We start from the raw sequence: 16,961 nt of genomic DNA, 5'->3' as shown, positions 1-16,961 counted from the left end.
CGGAGCAACCTTATACTGTGCCCCGCAGCGCGCCATCTGCTTCCACGGCGGCCCTGCACTTCGCTCCCGGGAGGATTTACATGCGCACCTTGAAATATTGCTCAGCCTTGTTCGCAGCCCTGGCCGCCTTGCCGGCCGCCGCCGCCCTCATCGTCGATACGGGGGCCGGTACGAATGGGCAACCCTGGTCGTTTGAGACGGCTCAGTACTTCGCAGGGGAATTCTCGGTGGGATCACAGCAGGTCATTCAGTCTGTTGAGGGCTACTACTCGAACATCGAGAGTCCGTCGGGATCGGTGACGATCCGCTTGCATCGGGATGGCGGCAACATTCCGGGCGACGTCCTCTTCAGCCGATCACATGCGCTCCCCGGGGCAAGCGGCCTCGATTGGTACGGCGTGTTCGGCCTCGACTGGATGATCGACCCCGGAACCTACTGGGTATCCTTCGAGCCGGATGGCGGAATCAAGGGTATCCACCCGGGCAAGGCACCGAACCCGATGGACGAGTATGCCCAGCACTCCGGCGGTGGCTGGCAGGATTTGGGCGAAAACTACTATGACTATCTGGACGTGGGCGTGCGGATCGACGCCACGCCACCCGCCGGCCTTCCCACGCCAGGCACGCTGGTTCTGCTCGGAGCCGGTCTGGCCGTGCTGGCAATGGCCCGACGCACGCCCGTGCACGCGGACGACGGAAGCGCCCCCTGAAAAACGCCGACCGGCAGCGCCAGGTTGTGCACAGCAAAAAGCGGATGGGCCGCAATTGCGGCCCATCCGCTCCCCATACCGGGCTTTACGGCCCGGCGTTCTGCCCCCCCTGCTCCGGGTTCAGCCCTTGGCTGCCTTGTCCGTGTCCGGGCGGGCCTCTTCGGGCTTCGGTGTCACCGGGTGGAACTCCTCCGGCGCGGCACCGCCCTTGGGTGCACCGATGGCCTGCTCCACCTCGGGTAGCTGGTGGGCAATGCCCTTGTGGCAGTCAATGCAGGTCTTGCCTTCGTTGAGACCGGTCTGGTGCATCCTGGACGAGCGGCGGCCCTGCTCCGCGTAGTCGAAGCTGTCAAAGTTGTGGCAGTTGCGGCACTCGCGGGAATCCGTCTTCTTCATGCGCTCCCATTCATGCTTGGCCAACTCAAGCCGCTTGGCATTGAATTTTTCGGGGGTGTCGATGGTGCCCAGCACCTTGTGAAGAACCTCATTGGAGGCCTGGATCTTGCGGATGATCTTGGGCCCCCACTCCTTCGGCACATGGCAGTCGGGGCAGGTGGCCCGCACGCCGGAGCGGTTGGAGGCGTGGATGGTGTTGCGGTACTCCTCGTAGACGTTGTCCTTCATCTCATGACAGGAGATGCAGAACGCCTCCCGGTTGGTCCATTCCATGGCGGTGTTGAAAGCGCCCCAGAACAGGATGCCGCCGATGAACAGCATGGCGGCGAAGCCCCAGCCGAGTGATCGGATGCGGCCGATAAAGCCCTTGTTGTTGGTTTCCATTTATCCGGACTCCCGTGATCTGTCGGTCAGCGCATGCCGGTGCCGGGCTTGAAGGTATTGCCCACCAGCGGCTTGGCATCGCTCTGGGGTACGTGGCACTGGTTGCAGAAATAGCGGCGCGGCGACACGCTGGACAGCTCCTGACCTTCCCTATCCTTGAAGTGGGTCACCGAAATCTTGGTGGCACCGCTTTCCTTGGCCCGCGCCCAGGCGTGGCAGTCCAGGCATTTGTTGAAGTTCTTGGTGACGGTGTAGCCCTTGATGGTGTGGGGAATCAGCGGCGGCTGCTGCACGAAGTCCCGCGGCAGCGGCTGCTGGTCACGACCGTAGCGGGTGCCATCGCCTTCCGGATCGCTGGCATTGATCTCGGCGCCACGCAGGCTCTGCAGCTTGACGGGCGCTTCGGTGGCGGCCATGGCGGCGGCGGGGGCGAGGAAGGTCTGTGCCAGGCTCATGGACAAGGTCATGGCCAGTGCGGCAGCCCGCAGGCGGGTGGAATTGAAGGTCGGCTTGTTCATCACTCGCTCCTTTGGTCGAACCTATGAGTCATCTTGAAAACCTGTTTGTCGCACACGTCGATGCAGCGGCCGCAGGTGGTGCAGTCTGCGGCCAGGATCAGGGGGCTTTCCTGCCCCACCCGCTTGAGGGCGGGGCGGATCACCTGGGGTTCGGGGCACACGGCAAAGCAATCCATGCAGTCATCGCAGGCCTTGCGATTGGGGGCAGCAACACGCAGCAAGGCCTTCTTGCCGAGCAGCCCGTAGAAGGCGCCCATGGGGCACAGGTGACCGCACCAGCCCCGACTCGCCACCAGCAGGTCGTAGATGAAGATGCCGCCGATCACGAAGAGCCCGCCGCCCATGCCGAAGATCAGGCCCCGGTGCAGCAGCGAAACGGGATTGACCCACTCCCACGCCAGGGTGCCGGTGACGGCGGCGGCGACCAGCAGGCCACCCAGCAGCCAGTAGCGGGTGGCTGCATCGGGCACCCGCCCGGTCTTGATGCCCAGGCGGCGGCGCGTCCATGCCGCGGCATCGGTAACCACGTTCACCGGGCAGGCCCAGCTACAGAACACCCGCCCTCCCACCAGCAGGTAGAAGCCCAGCACGATGGCTGCGCCGATCAGCGCTGAGGAGTAAGGCACATGACCGGTGAGCAGGGTCTGCAGCACCAGCAGCGGGTCGGTCAGGGGCAGCACGCCCAGGGTCAGGGACGAGGACAGGTTGCCCTTGGCGATCCACAGGCCGAACCACGGGCCCGTGAGGAAGGCGAGCAGGATCAGCACCTGGCTGCTGCGCCGCAGGATCAGCCAGCGCTGGCGCTGCCACAGGCTGCGGGCCGGGGCGCAGGCCGCTTGGGGCTTTGCGTTGAGGGTGGTGGTCGCCATGGTTACGGCTTCCATTTCGAATTGAGCCCGCCCGCCCCCTTGGGCGGCGGGGCTGCCGGCACACTGGGCGCCACCGGAATGTCCGGGGCCGGGGCATGGGGCGCCACCACCGTTTCGGTGGCCGAACGACCGGCCGTGGGGCCGTCGAATCCGCGCACCGGCATCTCCACCTGCTCGCCGATCAGCGAGCCGCCGTGGCGGGCCTTTTCTTCCCAGCCCTTGCGGTAGTGGGCGGGCAGCGCGCCCTGGGCCAGCACGCGGGGGAAGACCTTGATGGCCGCCACGGGCAGTACGCAGGACTTCTCGCACTTGCCGCAGCCGGTGCACGCGTCCGAATGGACGGTGGGCAGCAGCATGGCGTGGCGGTCGGAGCGGGGGTTGTGCTGGGTTTCGAGGGTGATGGCCTTGTCGATCACCGGGCACACCCGGTAGCACACATCGCAGCGCAAACCGAGGAAGTTGAGGCAGCTCTCGTGGTCCACGAGGGCGGCGAGGCCCATCTGTGCCTTGTTGATGTCGGTGAGCGCCCGGTCCAGTGCGCCGGTGGGGCAAGCCTTGACGCAGGGGATGTCCTCGCACATCTCGCAGGGCACCTGGCGCGCATGGAAATAGGGCGTGCCGGTAGCCACCGGATCGCCCAGGTCGGACAGCTTCAGGGTGTCATACGGGCAGTCGCGCACGCACAGGCCGCAGCGCACGCAGGCCGCCAGAAAGTCGTGCTCCGGCAGGGCGCCGGGCGGACGCAGGGCCTGGGCCGGCAGGGCCGCGGCACTGCGCGAGTAGAGCCCCGCACCCAGCGCCAACAGGCAGCCACCGCCGGCAGCGGCAGCCACACTGTTGATGAACTTGCGCCGCGCCGCCGACGCCGGGGGGGCGTCGGACGGGCTGCGGGCGGGCTTCCTGCCGCTGTCCACGATGATCTCCTGGCGATCCTGCTTAGGCGCGAACCACCTTCACGGCGCACTTCTTGTAGTCCGTCTCTTTCGAGATCGGGCAGGTGGCGTCGAGGGTGAGCTTGTTGACCAGCTTCGATTCATCGAAGAAGGGCACGAAGATCAGGCCGACCGGGGGTTTGTTGCGACCCTTGGTTTCAATGCGGGCCAGCATCTCGCCGCGCCGGGACAGCACCTTGACCTGCATGCCGCGCTGCAGGCCGCGCTTCTTGGCATCGTCCGGGTGCATGAAGACCTGGGCCTCGGGCACCGCCTTGTGCAACTCGGGCACGCGGCGGGTCATGCTGCCGGTGTGCCAGTGCTCCAGCACCCGGCCGGTGCACAGCCACAGGTCGAACTCGGCATCGGGCTTCTCGGGCGGATCCTGGTAGGGCAGCGCAAAGATCACCGCCTTGCCGTCCTTGTGACCGTAGAACTTCACGCCCTCACCGGCCTTCACGTAGGGGTCATAGCCCTCGCGGAAGCGCCACAGGGTTTCCTTGCCATCCACCACCGGCCAGCGCAGACCGCGGGCCTTGTGATAGACATCGAACTGGGCCAGGTCGTGGCCATGGCCGCGGCCGAACAGGGCGTATTCCTCGAACAGGCCCTTCTGCACGTAGTAGCCGAAGGCCTCCGATTCATCGTTGGTGTAATTCTTGATGGCGTGGTCATTGGCCTTGACCAGATCGGTCTTGGGAAACTTGTTCACCACCTTGTTGGCGTAGAGCACGTCGTACAAGGTCTTGCCCTTGTAATCGGGCTTCTTGGCGAGCAGCTCGGCCGGCCACACCTCCTCCATCTTGAAGCGCTTGGAGAACTCCATGTACTGCCACAGATCGGACCTGGCCTCGCCGGGCGCCTTGACCTGCTGGCGCCAGAACTGGGTGCGGCGCTCGGCGTTGCCGAAGGCGCCTTCCTTCTCGGTCCACATGGCGGAAGGCAGGATCAGGTCGGCGGCCAGGGCCGACACGGTGGGGTACACGTCCGACACCACCACGAAGGCGGCTGGGTTGCGCCAACCCGGGTAGATCTCCTGGTTGACGTTGGGTCCGGCCTGCATGTTGTTGGTGGTGCTGGTCCAGTAGCACTTGAGCTTGCCGTCCTTCAGGGCGCGGCTCTGGGCCACGGCGTGGAGGCCGATCTTGTCGGAGATGGTGCCGTCCGGCAGTTGCCAGAGCTCCTCGGTGTGGTGACGGTGTTCGGGGTTGGTCACCACCATGTCGGCGGGCAGGCGGTGGGCAAAGGTGCCCACTTCGCGGGCGGTGCCGCAGGCCGACGGCTGGCCGGTGAGGGAGAAGGGGCCGGAGCCCGGGGTGGAGATCTTGCCCACCAGCAGGTGGACGTTGTAGATCATGTTGTTCACCCAGGTGCCACGGGTGTGCTGGTTGAAGCCCATGGTCCAGAAGCTGACCACCTTCTTCTTCGGGTCGGCATACACCTCGGCGAGCTTCTTGAGGCGGTCGACCGGCACGCCGGAGAGTTTGGATACCTTCTCGACGGTGTATTCGGAGACGAACTTCTTGAACTCCTCGAAGGTGCTCGGGCGGGCATCGTTGGGGTTGTTCTTGGGCTTGCCTTCGGCGCCGGGGTAGCCGTTGAACTTGGCATCCTTTTCCAGAGCGTGGGCGGGACGCAGGCCGAAGCCGATGTCGGTCTCGCCGATCTTGAAGTTCACGTTTTTCTTCACGAACTCCTGGTTAACCTTGCCGCTCTGGATGATGTAGTTGCAGATGTAGTTGAGGATGGCCAGGTCGGTCTGCGGCGCGAAGATCATGCCGTTGTCGGCCAGCTCGAAGCTGCGGTGCTCGAAGGTGGACAGCACGTGCACCTGGGTGTCGGTCTTGGTCAGGCGGCGGTCGGTGATGCGGGTCCACAGGATGGGGTGCATCTCCGCCATATTGGAGCCCCACAGCACGAAGGCATCGGCCTGCTCGATGTCGTCGTAGCAGCCCATCGGCTCGTCGATGCCAAAGGTGCGCATGAAGCCGGCCACGGCGGAGGCCATGCAGTGGCGGGCGTTGGGGTCGAGGTTGTTGGAGCGGAAGCCGGCCTTCATCAGCTTGGCAGCGGCATAGCCCTCCCAGATGGTCCATTGGCCGGAACCGAACATGGCGATGGAGCCCGGGCCGGTGGTCTTCAGCGCCTCCTTCCACTTCTCGGCCATGATGTCGAAGGCGGCATTCCAGCTGATCGGGGTGAACTCGCCGTCCTTGCTGTACTTGCCATCCTTCATGCGCAGCAGCGGCCGGGTCAGGCGGTCTTCGCCATACATGATCTTGGACAGGAAATAGCCCTTGATGCAGTTGAGGCCGCGGTTGACCTGGGAATCCGGATCACCCTGGGTGGCCACCACGCGGCCGTTCTGCACCCCCACCAGCACCGAACAGCCGGTACCACAGAAGCGGCAGGCGGCCTTGTCCCAGCGCACGGCGGTGGCGTTTCCGGCGGGCTCCGCCTCCTTGGCAGCGAGGGCGGGCACGGCAATGCCGGCCGTGGCGGCGGCCGTGGCAATGGCCTGGGTCTTGATGAAATCGCGTCGGTTGATGGTCATGATTGAGCCTCCTCGCAGGGGGAATTCGTGGATTGCGTGGCTTGGGGGAGCGTTTCGGGCAGGGAATCGGAAAGCATGGTGTCGGTGTGCTCGTAGGCCAGGGTCGCAGCCAGCACCTGGGGCACCCGATGCAGGGCGATCAGGGTGTCGGACATGGCCGCCCCCTCGGCATCCTCGACGGTGACGACGAGCTTGCCGTCATCGGACATGCCGTGGCACTCGACACCGGGATAGGCGCACAGGGCGGCCTCTGCCTCGGCACGGGTCTCCGGTTTGATGCGCAGAACGAGACTGACGATGTTCATGGAAGCTCCGGAGCTGGGTTGAGGGCCACACGCTGGATCACGGTGACGGGACAGGGGGCGATGCAGGCACCGCAGCCGGTGCACAGGGTGTTGTCCACCTCGGGCAGGGGCGCGCCGCCGATACGGGGCCGAAAGCGGATCGCCGAGGCATCGCAAAGCTCGCCGCAGACGCGGCATTCAACGTTCTGGGCGGCCAGACAGCCTTCGCTGATGGCAATGCCGAAAAGCCATGGACGGAGCGTGGTGTCGCGGCCGATGGCACCCGTGGCGCAGGCGCGGGCGCAGTCACCACACAGGGTGCACGCGGCCTCGCTGAAATCGGCAACGGGAAAGCCCGCCGGACCCCGCTGCAGGAGACCGGTGGGACACACCTTCAGGCAGTCGTCGCAGCGGGTGCAGCGATCGAGAAAGAGGGCCTCGGAAACACTCCAGGGCGGACGGAAAGGCACCGGCCCGGGCGTGCGACCACCCAGAAAGCGACGGCGGGAAACATCCATGATCGGCTCGGGGTTTTAGTTGTGGGCCGATGCTAGTGCCGACCACAACGAAAAACCTTGATCCGTGTGAAGAAATGCCCCTGGTGGTCGCCCCCGGGGCCGGGGGTGCTTGAATAAACCTGCCGCTGGCCCGATGATTCGTGCCAACCCCCTTTCATCCCGAGCGCGCATGGCGACAGAGACCTTCCTCGCATCCTTCGGTCTGGTTGGTTTGCGCCTGATCGAACGCCACGGTATCGATCCGGCACACTTTGCCCGGGAACTCGGCATCCCCTCGACAACGCTCCCCGACGCACGGACGCGACTGCCCAGCGCACTTCTGGACTCGGCATTCGAGAAAGCGGCCCGGTGCATACCCGACCCCGCCTTTGCACTGGGGGCCGCCGAATGCTGGCACCCCTCCCATCTCGGTACATTGGGCTATGCCTGGCTGTCCAGCGGCTCCCTGCGCACGGCCCTGAAACGCATGGCCCGCTACACCAAGACCCTGGGGCAGCGCATGTCGAGCCGCTGCGTTGAAACACCCGAGGGCCTGCAGTTCATCTATGACCACGGGCGCGGCGACACCCTGACCGGATGGGTCATGGCCGACTTCGGACTGTCACTGATTGTTTCCCTGTGCCGGACCAATGATGGCACCGATCTGGCGCCGGCCCTGGTCACCCTGCGCCGGCCGACGCCGGCCGCCATCCGGCCCTACGAAGACTTCTTCGGCGGTCCGGTCCGGTTTGGCGAAACCCACGACAGCATCCTGCTCTCCTGGCCGGTCGCGGACCGTCCCCTCCCCACCTCGAACCGGGAGCTCGCCACCACCTGTGACGCCATCCTGGCCTCGGAATTGGCAACGCTGCGGAACGACGACCTGGAAAGCCGCTGCCGGGCACACCTGCTGCACGAGCTGACCTCGGGCGAACCCAGCGACACCAGACTGGCCGAATCCCTCGGCCTCAGCACCCGGACCCTGCAACGCAAACTGGCCGCCCTGGGGCTCAGCTACCGCGGACTCCTCGAGAAGACCCGCTATGAGCTTGCCCTGCGCTATCTGGACGACCCGCGAAAAAGCGTCACCGAAATCACCTTCCTTCTCGGCTTTTCCGAACAGAGCGCGTTTACCCGCGCCTTCAAACGCTGGAACGGCAAGGCACCCTCCGAATACCGCCAGTCCCCCGGCAGCTAAACCGCAGACTGCCGGCCCTGGCGCAAAATGTCATGCTCAGTGGCGGCCCGGGTCAAGCACGGTCACGGGCCATCCGCTAGGCTGGGCCCGTCTTCATCGCCCCCGCGGGATCCGCCATGCGCATCACCCTCCACCAACCCCGTGGCCCCCGCGAGGCCGTCGCCCCTCCCGAAGGCATCCACGACGAAGCCATGCTGATCAAGTCCCTGATCCTGACCCTGGCACGGGAAGCCCACGCCGGCGTGGGGGTGCTCACGCTCAGCATCGACCTGGCCGGCACCGATCCGGCGCGGCTGGTGGCCATCGGGAAGCGGGTCGCCATGGGCGACGCAGACGCCCGTGAGGGCATGCACTAGGGCGACTTCGCCATCCCCCGCCCACAAGGCTTCAGGCCCGTTTCGGGGTTCAACGCGCCAGGCGCGTGCCAGCCTGATGCACGTCTTCGGCAATCAGGCGCATGAGGGCCTCGTACAAGGCCTCGCGGGGATAGGCGTTACGATTGACCAGAAGCGTACCGATCATGCCGTGGGTGCGGGCGATCGGCACCGCGACAGCCCAGTGATCGGCATTGAGCAAGCCGAGCAGGGCACTGCCGGGCAGGTATTGATCGGCGAGAATCACCTGGCTGTCGTTGTTTGCATCGGTCAGCGCCAGCGTCCTGTAGCTGCTGCGCAGCAAGCGCGAAACCTGCCCGGGTGCCGGGACGGTGATCAGCGAATAGTAGGCAATCCCGGGCGGCAGGGGATGGCTGTCCAGCCAGGCCCGGCGCGTCGCCGGCCGGATGTCGTTGATCACGCCGCCATCCACCGGGGCGCAACGGGCGCCGGGAAAATACTGCAGCAAGTCGAGTTCGTCTTCGCCCATCGCTTCCGCCAGGGGCGAACCACCGATGACACCCGCCAGACTGACCACGGCCGCCACCCGGTGGTGAATCTCCGGGTGGCGGTCAAGGGCCACCTGGATATCGACCGCCCCCTTGGAGTAGCCCATCAATACCAGGTGAGGCCCTGACTCATCCCGGGGCATCGCCAGAACGGAATCCCGGATCCGCGTGGCATTGGATGCGCTGCTGCCAAGACCGTCGATGGGCACCGTATGCATGTCGAACCCGAATTGCCCCAGATGCCGGGGAATCGTGTCCTCCATGGCCAGCCAGTCCGCAAAGCAGTCCCAGCCGACACCGGGCACGAAGAGCAGCGTGAGCTTGCGCTGCACCGCCCCCAGTTCAACCCCCACGCCCGTACCCGGGGGCTCCGGCTCAAGCCGGGTCAAGGCCAGATCGCAGGCCCGGTGGTCCGGCAGCGCATCCTTGCGAGCGTCCAGCACAGCGCAGAAGAATTCCCGGAAACGTCCGCGCCGGTCCTGCCCTGCCCCGTGCACAGCGGGCAGCCGCAACTGCGGATCCGCGTCGACGCGATGGGGCAAGGGCGGCGCCGAGGCACAGCCCGCCAGCAGCGCCGCGGCGAGCGCTCCGAGCACGGCGTGACGCTGCCTCAGGGGGCGCGTGAAATTCGGGATCACGGAGTCCATCGAAAAATGATACGGGACTTCAGCGCCGCTTGAGCACGCGCCTGCAACGCACCGGCGAGCTTGCAGTCAAGGCGCATACTGTGGCAGCGTCAGCCGTCTTTCAATCAAACCGGAGAATCACCCATGGCCAATGAAGAATTCCTGCATCTGCAACATAGCGAATCGGTCGTGGCGAGCATGTCCGCCACCATCTTCGCCGGCTTGATCCAGAAGGTTGAACTGAGCGCGGCCAACGAAGATGCGCTCGTCGAACGGTCAATCGCCATTGCCATCAAGCTCGCCCAGAGGGCCGAAAAGCACGTCAAGAGTGACGAAGAGTGGGTGAAGAAGGAGAGTGGTTCATCTTTTCTTGCCGTCTAGGGAGCCAGGGAGAGGATCCACCGGCAGCGCCCGTCCCCCCTTTCCGCCAGCATCCAGCCTCAGAAGAAGTCGAAATCCGGGGCACGCTGCTGGCGCAAGGAGACCGTCTTGAGCCACGCCTTGAGCTGCTTCGGATCGTTGGTCATGTCCAGGTCGGCCTTGGCCTGCCGGATGCTGCACTCACACTGCGCCAAGTCGGCCTGCAGAATTGCCATGAGGTCTTTCGGGCGGATCTTCTCGAAGGGCGACAGGCCAAACTCGGCGATGAAGCCATGCTCGACGTGCAGGATCTCCATCTCCAGCTCTTCCAGCTGACCCTTCAGGATCTTGATGTAGTGCTTGAGCCGCTCCCCTCCAAGCGTCGCCAGGTGGGCCTGGTCAATGTGTTCGAGCTGGAGCTGCAGTTCAAGCAGTTGCAGCAGATTGCCTTTCTCGTAGGCCTCATTGGCCCGCTGCATCAGCGCGGTCTTGCGCTCGCGCTCAATGGGGTCCGGCTCCCGGTCGGGGTGCAGCGCGCTGGCCAGCTTGCGATAGACCTCCCGGATCGACTGGCTCATCTGCTTCTCTTCCGCCTCCTGATGCGCCTCCCGCGCCAGTTGTTTGGCGGTCTTCTTGCGTGGCTTGGGCTCGGCCTGCCCGGCTTCTCCCTGGGCCTCAAACTGCTGCTGTATCCGCCGTACCACCTCATCCGGTGAGCTCAGGTCGACATCGTCGCCGAGCTCCACACCCAGCATCTCCTCCAGCATGGACTTCATGCCGTCCAACTGTTCAGCCTCCTCCTCATCGAAGTCGGACTGGCTGTGCCGGTTGTACAAGGCCTTGACCTCGTCATCCTCCCTGCGACCGAGGATGAACTGGGCAAGCTGGGTAATCAAGACGGACAGCTTGCGCTTCTCGCCCTTCGTCACCCCCTTCTGCCCATGGGCGAGGTCCAGGCGTCGGGCGAGCTGGATGTGCTGATCCGCTTCCTCGTCCTGCAGGGGCAACAGATCGCTGACATACCGCTGTCTGAACTGCACGATCTCCTGACCCCAGTCGGTCAGTTCGGCGCGCCGGGCGTCGATCTTCTTGATCAGGGTATTGAACGCCTTCTGCTCCTTGCTGAGCGGCGCACTGCTCGTGAGGACCAGGCTGGGGGAAAGGGCGCGGGTGCGGGACGACGGAGGCATGGTCGGGCAAGCGAAGACGAAGGGGCTGGTGTGTTGTGACGGTGCAGCCCGAATTTTACCGCACGCCAGGGGGGCCTTCGGCTCGGCCATTTACCAGCGCCCCATGCAGGCGCTGCTCCCGTTCCGCCTTGAGCGGCAGCAGTCACAGGAAGTGAGTACAGCCCAATTGTCGCATCAGTGACGCGACAATTTCGGCAGCGAAGAGACCTGGGCAAGCCGCGCCATACGGCGCAGGTTCTTGGCCTCAAACACGACATCCATTTACACCGGGCTCTCCGGTTGGCCGCGCCCTCAGCCCTTCGGCAGCCGCCCCATCAGGAAGAACTCATCGTTCGGCCGCATGCCGGTGAGGTTGGCCAGGCGGTTGCTCATGGCGAAGAAGGCGGTGATGGCGCCGATGTCCCACACCGCCTCGTCGTCGAAGCCGTGGGCCTTCACGGCGGCGATGTCTTCGTCACCGACAGCGCCCGAATCCAGGGCGAGCTTCATGGCGAAGTCGAGCATGGCGCGCTGGCGCGGGGTGATCTCGGCCTTGCGGTAGTTGGTGGCCAGCTGGTCGGCAACCCGGGGGTTCTTGGCGCGGATGCGCAGGATGGCGCCGTGGGCGACCACGCAGTACAGGCAGTTGTTGGCGCCGGAGGTGGCCACCACGATCATCTCGCGCTCGGCCTTGGTGAGGCCTTCATCCTTTTCCATGAGGGCATCGTGGTAGGCGAAGAAGGCGCGGAACTCGGCCGGCCGGTGGGCCAGGGTGAGGAAGACGTTGGGCACGAAGCCAGCCTTCTCCTGCACGGCGAGGATCTTGTCGCGGATGTCGGCGGGCAGGTTGGCGAGTTCGGGAACGGGGTAGCGGCTGACGGGAAGGGTGCTCATGGCTGTCTCCAGGTGTTGTTGTGCGGCCAGTGTAGCGGCGCAACACCATGCCCCGGCGGCCCCCGCTGCAGATCGGCAGGATGTGCAACCGGGTTGGCGGAAAACGCACTCCGGCGGAGTGAGTGGAGACCGGCTAGAGGTCGGCGAGGGGCCTGTCGGCGCTGCGCTCGTCGCGGACCATCAGCTGGGCGATGACGTCGGCCAGGCTGGCGTGGAGCTGCTGCAGGGTGTCATCGGGCAGGCCCTGCAGGGCCTGGGGCAGCACGCCCTCCACCGGCCCGGGGGCGGCGACAAGGACGGCGGCGGCCTTGTCGGTGAGTAGCAGGCCCACCCGGCGCTGATCATCCTGGCGCCGCTGCTTGCTCACCAGCCCGCGGGTTTCGAGCTTATCCACCAGCTGACTGCAGGTGGACTGGTGGATGGACAGACGCTCGGCCAAGGCCGACACCCCCACGCCCGGGGTGTGGGCGATCTCGTGGAGCAGCCACAATTGCGACCCCGACACACCGCAGCTATTTTCGACTTCACGAAAATGCTGCTTGACCGAACCGTAGATCAGGCGAAACTGCTTGAGGACGGCAAAGGCGAGCGTATCGGTGGGTGCGCCGTCTGAAAGGGTGGCGGGGGAAGTCGCGTTCATGGGTAAAATTATATTGATATCCATCTATTCGCGAAAGCCGGCAGCGCCGCGGCAGATGAAGTTGCACACACATCGCCACACCCTGAAGACGCCCTCACCCCGATGCCCCTGGCCCCCATCCTGCTCCCTGCCCTTGCCGTGCTCGCGGTGCTCGGGCTCAACCTGCTGATCCGAAAAGGCCTGGCTGCGCCGCGGGTGGTGGAGACGGCGGCGCCCGACGGCCTGCCCTGGGAAGCCGTGACCATTCCGGGCGCCGGGGGCAAGTCCCTCTTCGGCTGGTTCATCCCCGCAGACCCGCGGGCCCCGGCCGTGGCGGTGCTCCATGGCTGGGGCGGCAATGCGCAGATGATGCTGCCCCTGGCCCGCCCGCTGCACGAGGCAGGCTTCGCAATTCTGTTCTTCGACGCGCGCTGCCACGGGCGCAGTGACGGCGACAGCTTCGCCTCCCTGCCGCGTTTTGCCGAAGACCTCACCAGCGCGGTGAATTGGCTGCAGGCCCGCCCCGAGGTGGATGCCCGTCGGCTCGGCGTCATCGGCCACTCGGTTGGCGCCGGGGCGGCGCTGCTGATGGCCTCCCGAACCCCCTCCGTGGCGGGCGTGGTGAGCCTGGCCGCCTTCGCCCACCCCGCCACCATGATGCGGCGCTGGCTGCGATCGATGCACATTCCCCACTTTCCCCTGGGCGCCTACATCCTGTGGTACGTGCAGCGCACCATCGGCCGGCGCTTCGACGACATCGCCCCCGGCCACACCATCGGCCTGATCCACTGCCCGGTGCTGCTGATCCACGGCACCGACGACCAGGTGGTTCCCGCCGACGACGCGCGGGCCATCCATGCCGGTCGCAAGAGCGAAGCGGTGAGCCTGTTCCTCCTGCCAGGCGGCCACGATGACTGCAGCGAGCTCGACAGCGTCATGGCCGAGGTGATCGATTTTCTGAACCGAGCGCTCGCGCCCCTGTCCCTACACCCGGATGTCCTGCCTTTGGCGGGGTATCCGGATGTCAATCACGCTCCCGGAGAGGGAGCTCACGCCCAATGAACAATGAGGATCAACCCATGAGTCAGGAGACACTGTGGAGCACCCGCTATCGGGATGCCGGCGAGGAATACCTGTTCGGCACCGAGCCGAACCGATTTCTTGCCCACCGGGCGACCCTGCTGGAGAGTGGCCGCACCGCCCTGTCGGTCGCCGACGGGGAAGGCCGCAACTCGGTGTGGCTGGCCGAGCAGGGTCTGGATGTGACCGCCATCGAGATCTCCGCCGTCGCCGTCGAGAAGGCCCGGCGCCTGGCCGCGGGGCGCAAGATGGACGTGCGCTTCATGCAGGTGGACATGCTCGCCCCCGGCTGGCCGCCCGCCGAATTGCACGATGCCTTCGACTGGGTGGTGGGCATCTTCATCCAGTTCGTCGGGCCGGAATGGCGTGAGCGCCAGTTCGAGGTGATGAAGCAGCTCACCCGCCCCGGCGGCCGCATCCTGCTGCAGGGCTACACCCCGAAGCAGCACGAATACCGCACCGGCGGCCCCTCCGCCATCGAAAACCTGTACACCCCGGAGACCCTGCATGACGCCTTCGCCGACTGGGTGATAGAAGAACTCGTCGAGTACGAGGAAGACATCGCCGAAGGCAGCGGCCACCGCGGCCGCTCCGCCCTGATCGGCATGGTGGCGCGCAAACCGGACTGAGGCCAGGCCTGCCCTTGAGCACAACCGACTCGACTCCCTTACGGGGTCGAGTTCATCCTGATTTCCTCCGTTTGACGCGTCGTCTGACGATCGACGCGGCCTCTCCACAGAGTCGACTCATAGGGGCGACTTGTAGGGGCGACTTCAGTCGCCCATCCACGCATTGATCACCGGCACACCCTTGATCAAAGTCCGCGGGCGACTGAAGTCGCCCCCACAGTCCCTACCCCTTCCCCCCCATGAAGACGGCGCTGGAAAAGGCAGGCACATTCACCGCACGCAACACGGAGAATCACTTGCCGCTGCGGAGAATCGGGCGTTTAATCTCCGCATGAACAGCGGAGAAAACCTCTACATCTGGCAGGACGACGACTGGCCCGACTGGCTACTCCGGCATGACCCGGATCGCCAAAAGCCAGTGGCGCACCGATGCCGATGGCCCCATGCAGGTCGTCTCCGGGCATGGAATCAGGCGGAAGGACCACTTTCAAGCCCCACCCGCCGACAGGCTTCCCGCCGAAATCGAGCGCTTTCTGACCTGGGCCAATGCCGAAACCGGCGAACCCACACTCATCAAGGCCGGGCTGGCACACCTCTGGTTCGTCACCCTGCACCCCTTTGACGACGGCAACGGACGCATCGCCCGCGCCGTGGGCGACCACTTCCTGGCCCGCGCCGATGGCAGCCCCCAACGCTTCTACAGCCTGTCCGCGCAGATCCAGCGGGAGCGCAAGGACTACTACGCAGTGCTCGAACGGACCCAGAAAGGCACGCTGGACGTGACCGGCTGGCTGACGTGGTTCCTGAACACCCTGGGTCAAGCCATTGCCAGCGCCCAGACCACCCTGGATGACGTGCTGCTGAAAGCTCGCTTCTGGCAACGCTGGGTGGAGGTGCGCCTGAACGAGCGTCAAATCAAGCTGCTCGACGGGTTCGACGGCAAGCTCACCAGCAGCAAATGGGCGGCCATCGCCAAGTGATCGCCGGACACGGCATTGCGGAATATCACGCAGTTGCTGGAATTGGGGGTGCTGCGGAAGGCTGCGGGGGGTGGGCGGAGTACGGGGTATGAGTTGGTGGGGTGATTGGGTGAGTCTGGTTCAAGTTAGGGTAGAGGCGCACGGCCACGTAGTTGGGGTCGGTGAATTCGCCGATGCGGATGCCCATGTCGTAGCCTTCGCGCACCAGGTCCACCACGCTGTCGGTGAGGTCGAAGGACAGCTTGATGTCCGGGTGCAGGGCCTGGAAGCCGGGGCCGTGGGGGGCCACGTGGCGGCGCCCCATGACGACTGGAGAGACCTGCTCGATCAGGGCGGCGGCGGCGAAGCTGCCCTTTTCGGCCAGCGCAGTTCGGCGTAGCGGCCCATGGCGGTCTCCGGGTGAGAGGTTGATGGGGCGTGTTCTGGTCGAGTGAATTCAAGCCCACGGCTGCGTCAGCTAATCAGGATGGCGCGGAAGTCGTTGACGTTGGTGAGGGTCGGCCCCGTGACGAGGCTGTCGCCCAGGGCCTCGAAGAAGCCGTGGCCGTCGTTGTTGTCGAGGCTGTCCCGGGGGCGAATGCCCTTCGCCCAGGCGCGGGACAGGGTGTCGGGGGCGATCAGCGCACCGGCGACCTCCTCCAGGCCGTCCACCCCATCGGTGTCGCCGGCCACGGCGTGGATGCCGGCGGCGCCGTCCAGGGCCACGGCCAGGGACAGCAGGAACTCCACGTTGCGCCCGCCGCGGCCGTTGCCGCGCACGGTGACGGTGGTTTCGCCGCCGGAGAGCAGCACGCAGGGTGCCGCCACCGGCTGGCCGTGGCGCTTGACCTGCAGGGCGATGGCGGCCATCACCTTGCCCACGTCACGGGCCTCGCCCTCGATGCTGTCGCCCAGCAGCACGGGGGTGATGCCGGCCACACGGGCCACCTCGGCGGCGGCCTCCAGGGCCATCTGGGGGGTGGCGATCAGGTGGGTCTCGACGCCCTCCAGGCGCGGGTCGCCCGGCTTCACCGTCTCACCCCGGCCGCTCTCCAGCAGGGCGCGGGCGCCAGCCGGCAGGTCGATGGCGTAGCGGCGGACGATCTCCAGCGCATCGGCGCAGGTGGTGGGGTCGGCCACGGTGGGGCCGGAGGCGATGTCCATGGGGTTGTCGCCGGGCACGTCGGAGATCAGCAGATTGAGCACCCGGGCCGGGTGGCAGGCCGCCGCCAGGCGCCCGCCCTTGATGGCCGAGAGGTGGCGGCGCACGCAGTTCATCTCCGAGATGGTGGCGCCGGACTTGAGCAGGGCCCGGTTGATGGCCTGCTTATCCTCCAGGCTGACGCCCTCCCCCGGCAGCGGCAGCAGGGCCGAGCCGCCGCCGGAGATCAGGCAGATCA

The 16,961-nt window shown here is 65.9% G+C and carries 19 protein-coding genes and 1 pseudogene; 7 read left to right on the top strand and 13 right to left on the bottom strand.

Annotated elements, in window-relative coordinates:
- Nucleotides 1-80: 80 nt before the first annotated feature.
- A complete protein-coding gene (locus J0L98_RS08295; RefSeq protein ID WP_296411205.1) occupies nt 81-710 on the top strand; it encodes a hypothetical protein in 630 nt (209 codons plus the stop codon).
- 120 nt (nt 711-830) lie between these two features.
- Here J0L98_RS08295 and J0L98_RS08290 read toward each other — a convergent pair whose 3' ends face one another.
- The 7 genes from J0L98_RS08290 to napF are packed head-to-tail and all read right to left on the bottom strand — an operon-like array spanning nt 831 to nt 7,165.
- Nucleotides 831-1,490 carry a NapC/NirT family cytochrome c gene (locus J0L98_RS08290; protein ID WP_296411204.1) on the bottom strand — a complete coding sequence of 220 codons (660 nt, stop codon included), beginning with the start codon at nt 1,488-1,490 and terminating at the stop codon, nt 831-833.
- Between the two features lie 26 nt (nt 1,491-1,516).
- The gene (locus tag J0L98_RS08285) at nt 1,517-2,008 is read right to left on the bottom strand and encodes a nitrate reductase cytochrome c-type subunit (RefSeq protein WP_296411203.1); all 492 of its coding nucleotides are present in this window, start codon (nt 2,006-2,008) and stop codon (nt 1,517-1,519) included.
- Complete coding sequence (gene napH / locus J0L98_RS08280; RefSeq protein WP_296411202.1) at nt 2,008-2,877, bottom strand: quinol dehydrogenase ferredoxin subunit NapH; 870 nt, start codon at nt 2,875-2,877, stop codon at nt 2,008-2,010. The genes J0L98_RS08285 and napH overlap by 1 nt, the downstream gene beginning before the upstream one ends.
- A 2-nt stretch (nt 2,878-2,879) precedes the next feature.
- Nucleotides 2,880-3,791: a ferredoxin-type protein NapG gene (gene napG, locus J0L98_RS08275; protein ID WP_296411201.1), complete on the bottom strand. Its 912-nt coding sequence runs from the start codon at nt 3,789-3,791 to the stop codon at nt 2,880-2,882.
- A gap of 22 nt (nt 3,792-3,813) precedes the next feature.
- Entirely contained in the window at nt 3,814-6,363 is a 2,550-nt protein-coding gene (napA, locus tag J0L98_RS08270) for a nitrate reductase catalytic subunit NapA (protein WP_296411200.1), read from the bottom strand.
- Complete coding sequence (locus J0L98_RS08265) at nt 6,360-6,668, bottom strand: chaperone NapD (protein ID WP_296411199.1); 309 nt, start codon at nt 6,666-6,668, stop codon at nt 6,360-6,362. Before J0L98_RS08265 ends, napA begins: the two co-directional genes overlap by 4 nt.
- Entirely contained in the window at nt 6,665-7,165 is a 501-nt protein-coding gene (gene napF / locus J0L98_RS08260) for a ferredoxin-type protein NapF (protein WP_296411198.1), read from the bottom strand. Before napF ends, J0L98_RS08265 begins: the two co-directional genes overlap by 4 nt.
- Before the next feature lie 169 nt (nt 7,166-7,334).
- Between napF and J0L98_RS08255 the strand changes: the two genes are divergently transcribed.
- Together J0L98_RS08255 and J0L98_RS08250 are read left to right on the top strand one after the other, a co-directional pair.
- Nucleotides 7,335-8,342 (top strand): AraC family transcriptional regulator, encoded by a 1,008-nt coding sequence (locus J0L98_RS08255; RefSeq protein WP_296411197.1) that lies wholly within the window; start codon nt 7,335-7,337, stop codon nt 8,340-8,342.
- Between the two features lie 116 nt (nt 8,343-8,458).
- Complete coding sequence (locus J0L98_RS08250; RefSeq protein WP_296411196.1) at nt 8,459-8,698, top strand: hypothetical protein; 240 nt, start codon at nt 8,459-8,461, stop codon at nt 8,696-8,698.
- Nucleotides 8,699-8,747: 49 nt separating this feature from the next.
- On the opposite strand, the gene J0L98_RS08245 is transcribed toward J0L98_RS08250, so the two are convergent.
- Entirely contained in the window at nt 8,748-9,872 is a 1,125-nt protein-coding gene (locus J0L98_RS08245) for a hypothetical protein (RefSeq protein WP_296411195.1), read from the bottom strand.
- 123 nt (nt 9,873-9,995) lie between these two features.
- On the opposite strand from J0L98_RS08245, the gene J0L98_RS08240 reads away from it, so the two are divergent.
- Nucleotides 9,996-10,232, top strand: a complete 237-nt coding sequence (locus tag J0L98_RS08240; RefSeq protein WP_296411194.1) for a hypothetical protein — start codon at nt 9,996-9,998, stop codon at nt 10,230-10,232.
- 59 nt (nt 10,233-10,291) lie between these two features.
- Here J0L98_RS08240 and J0L98_RS08235 read toward each other — a convergent pair whose 3' ends face one another.
- The 3 genes from J0L98_RS08235 to J0L98_RS08225 all read right to left on the bottom strand — a co-directional run bounded on the left by J0L98_RS08235 (nt 10,292) and on the right by J0L98_RS08225 (nt 12,914).
- Nucleotides 10,292-11,401 carry a J domain-containing protein gene (locus J0L98_RS08235; RefSeq protein ID WP_296411193.1) on the bottom strand — a complete coding sequence of 370 codons (1,110 nt, stop codon included), beginning with the start codon at nt 11,399-11,401 and terminating at the stop codon, nt 10,292-10,294.
- Between the two features lie 291 nt (nt 11,402-11,692).
- Entirely contained in the window at nt 11,693-12,274 is a 582-nt protein-coding gene (locus J0L98_RS08230; protein ID WP_296411192.1) for a peroxidase-related enzyme, read from the bottom strand.
- Nucleotides 12,275-12,407: 133 nt separating this feature from the next.
- Nucleotides 12,408-12,914: a MarR family winged helix-turn-helix transcriptional regulator gene (locus tag J0L98_RS08225; protein ID WP_296411191.1), complete on the bottom strand. Its 507-nt coding sequence runs from the start codon at nt 12,912-12,914 to the stop codon at nt 12,408-12,410.
- Nucleotides 12,915-13,016: 102 nt separating this feature from the next.
- On the opposite strand from J0L98_RS08225, the gene J0L98_RS08220 reads away from it, so the two are divergent.
- From J0L98_RS08220 to J0L98_RS08210, 3 genes are all read left to right on the top strand, one after another.
- A complete protein-coding gene (locus tag J0L98_RS08220) occupies nt 13,017-13,955 on the top strand; it encodes an alpha/beta fold hydrolase (RefSeq protein ID WP_296411190.1) in 939 nt (312 codons plus the stop codon).
- Nucleotides 13,956-13,972: 17 nt separating this feature from the next.
- Nucleotides 13,973-14,602: a class I SAM-dependent methyltransferase gene (locus J0L98_RS08215; RefSeq protein ID WP_296411188.1), complete on the top strand. Its 630-nt coding sequence runs from the start codon at nt 13,973-13,975 to the stop codon at nt 14,600-14,602.
- 395 nt (nt 14,603-14,997) lie between these two features.
- Nucleotides 14,998-15,582, top strand: coding sequence for a Fic family protein (locus tag J0L98_RS08210; protein WP_296411187.1), 585 nt, complete (start codon nt 14,998-15,000; stop codon nt 15,580-15,582).
- A 124-nt stretch (nt 15,583-15,706) separates the two neighbouring features.
- Here the strand turns inward: J0L98_RS08210 and J0L98_RS08205 are convergent.
- Together J0L98_RS08205 and J0L98_RS08200 are read right to left on the bottom strand one after the other, a co-directional pair.
- Nucleotides 15,707-15,994: pseudogene (locus tag J0L98_RS08205) on the bottom strand (LysR substrate-binding domain-containing protein); the annotation flags it as partial.
- Between the two features lie 41 nt (nt 15,995-16,035).
- Nucleotides 16,036-16,961 (bottom strand): glycerate kinase (locus J0L98_RS08200; protein WP_296411185.1); only part of this gene is annotated, 926 nt, incomplete at its 5' end.

Source organism: Zoogloea sp. (assembly GCF_017302315.1).
GTDB lineage: Bacteria > Pseudomonadota > Gammaproteobacteria > Burkholderiales > Rhodocyclaceae > Zoogloea.
The sequence above is the reverse complement of the archived record's forward strand: the minus strand, read 5'-3'. Positions and strand labels throughout refer to the sequence as shown.

Coding starts and splice junctions, on each gene's coding strand:
- J0L98_RS08285 (WP_296411203.1), bottom strand. CDS start 2,008: ATGAACAAGCCGACCTTCAATTCCACCCGCCTGCGGGCTGCCGCACTG.
- napH (WP_296411202.1), bottom strand. CDS start 2,877: ATGGCGACCACCACCCTCAACGCAAAGCCCCAAGCGGCCTGCGCCCCG.
- J0L98_RS08235 (WP_296411193.1), bottom strand. CDS start 11,401: ATGCCTCCGTCGTCCCGCACCCGCGCCCTTTCCCCCAGCCTGGTCCTC.
- napF (WP_296411198.1), bottom strand. CDS start 7,165: ATGGATGTTTCCCGCCGTCGCTTTCTGGGTGGTCGCACGCCCGGGCCG.
- J0L98_RS08230 (WP_296411192.1), bottom strand. CDS start 12,274: ATGAGCACCCTTCCCGTCAGCCGCTACCCCGTTCCCGAACTCGCCAAC.
- J0L98_RS08290 (WP_296411204.1), bottom strand. CDS start 1,490: ATGGAAACCAACAACAAGGGCTTTATCGGCCGCATCCGATCACTCGGC.
- J0L98_RS08215 (WP_296411188.1), top strand. CDS start 13,973: ATGAGTCAGGAGACACTGTGGAGCACCCGCTATCGGGATGCCGGCGAG.
- napA (WP_296411200.1), bottom strand. CDS start 6,363: ATGACCATCAACCGACGCGATTTCATCAAGACCCAGGCCATTGCCACG.
- J0L98_RS08210 (WP_296411187.1), top strand. CDS start 14,998: ATGACCCGGATCGCCAAAAGCCAGTGGCGCACCGATGCCGATGGCCCC.
- J0L98_RS08240 (WP_296411194.1), top strand. CDS start 9,996: ATGGCCAATGAAGAATTCCTGCATCTGCAACATAGCGAATCGGTCGTG.
- J0L98_RS08245 (WP_296411195.1), bottom strand. CDS start 9,872: ATGGACTCCGTGATCCCGAATTTCACGCGCCCCCTGAGGCAGCGTCAC.
- J0L98_RS08250 (WP_296411196.1), top strand. CDS start 8,459: ATGCGCATCACCCTCCACCAACCCCGTGGCCCCCGCGAGGCCGTCGCC.
- J0L98_RS08225 (WP_296411191.1), bottom strand. CDS start 12,914: ATGAACGCGACTTCCCCCGCCACCCTTTCAGACGGCGCACCCACCGAT.
- J0L98_RS08220 (WP_296411190.1), top strand. CDS start 13,017: ATGCCCCTGGCCCCCATCCTGCTCCCTGCCCTTGCCGTGCTCGCGGTG.
- J0L98_RS08295 (WP_296411205.1), top strand. CDS start 81: ATGCGCACCTTGAAATATTGCTCAGCCTTGTTCGCAGCCCTGGCCGCC.
- J0L98_RS08255 (WP_296411197.1), top strand. CDS start 7,335: ATGGCGACAGAGACCTTCCTCGCATCCTTCGGTCTGGTTGGTTTGCGC.
- J0L98_RS08265 (WP_296411199.1), bottom strand. CDS start 6,668: ATGAACATCGTCAGTCTCGTTCTGCGCATCAAACCGGAGACCCGTGCC.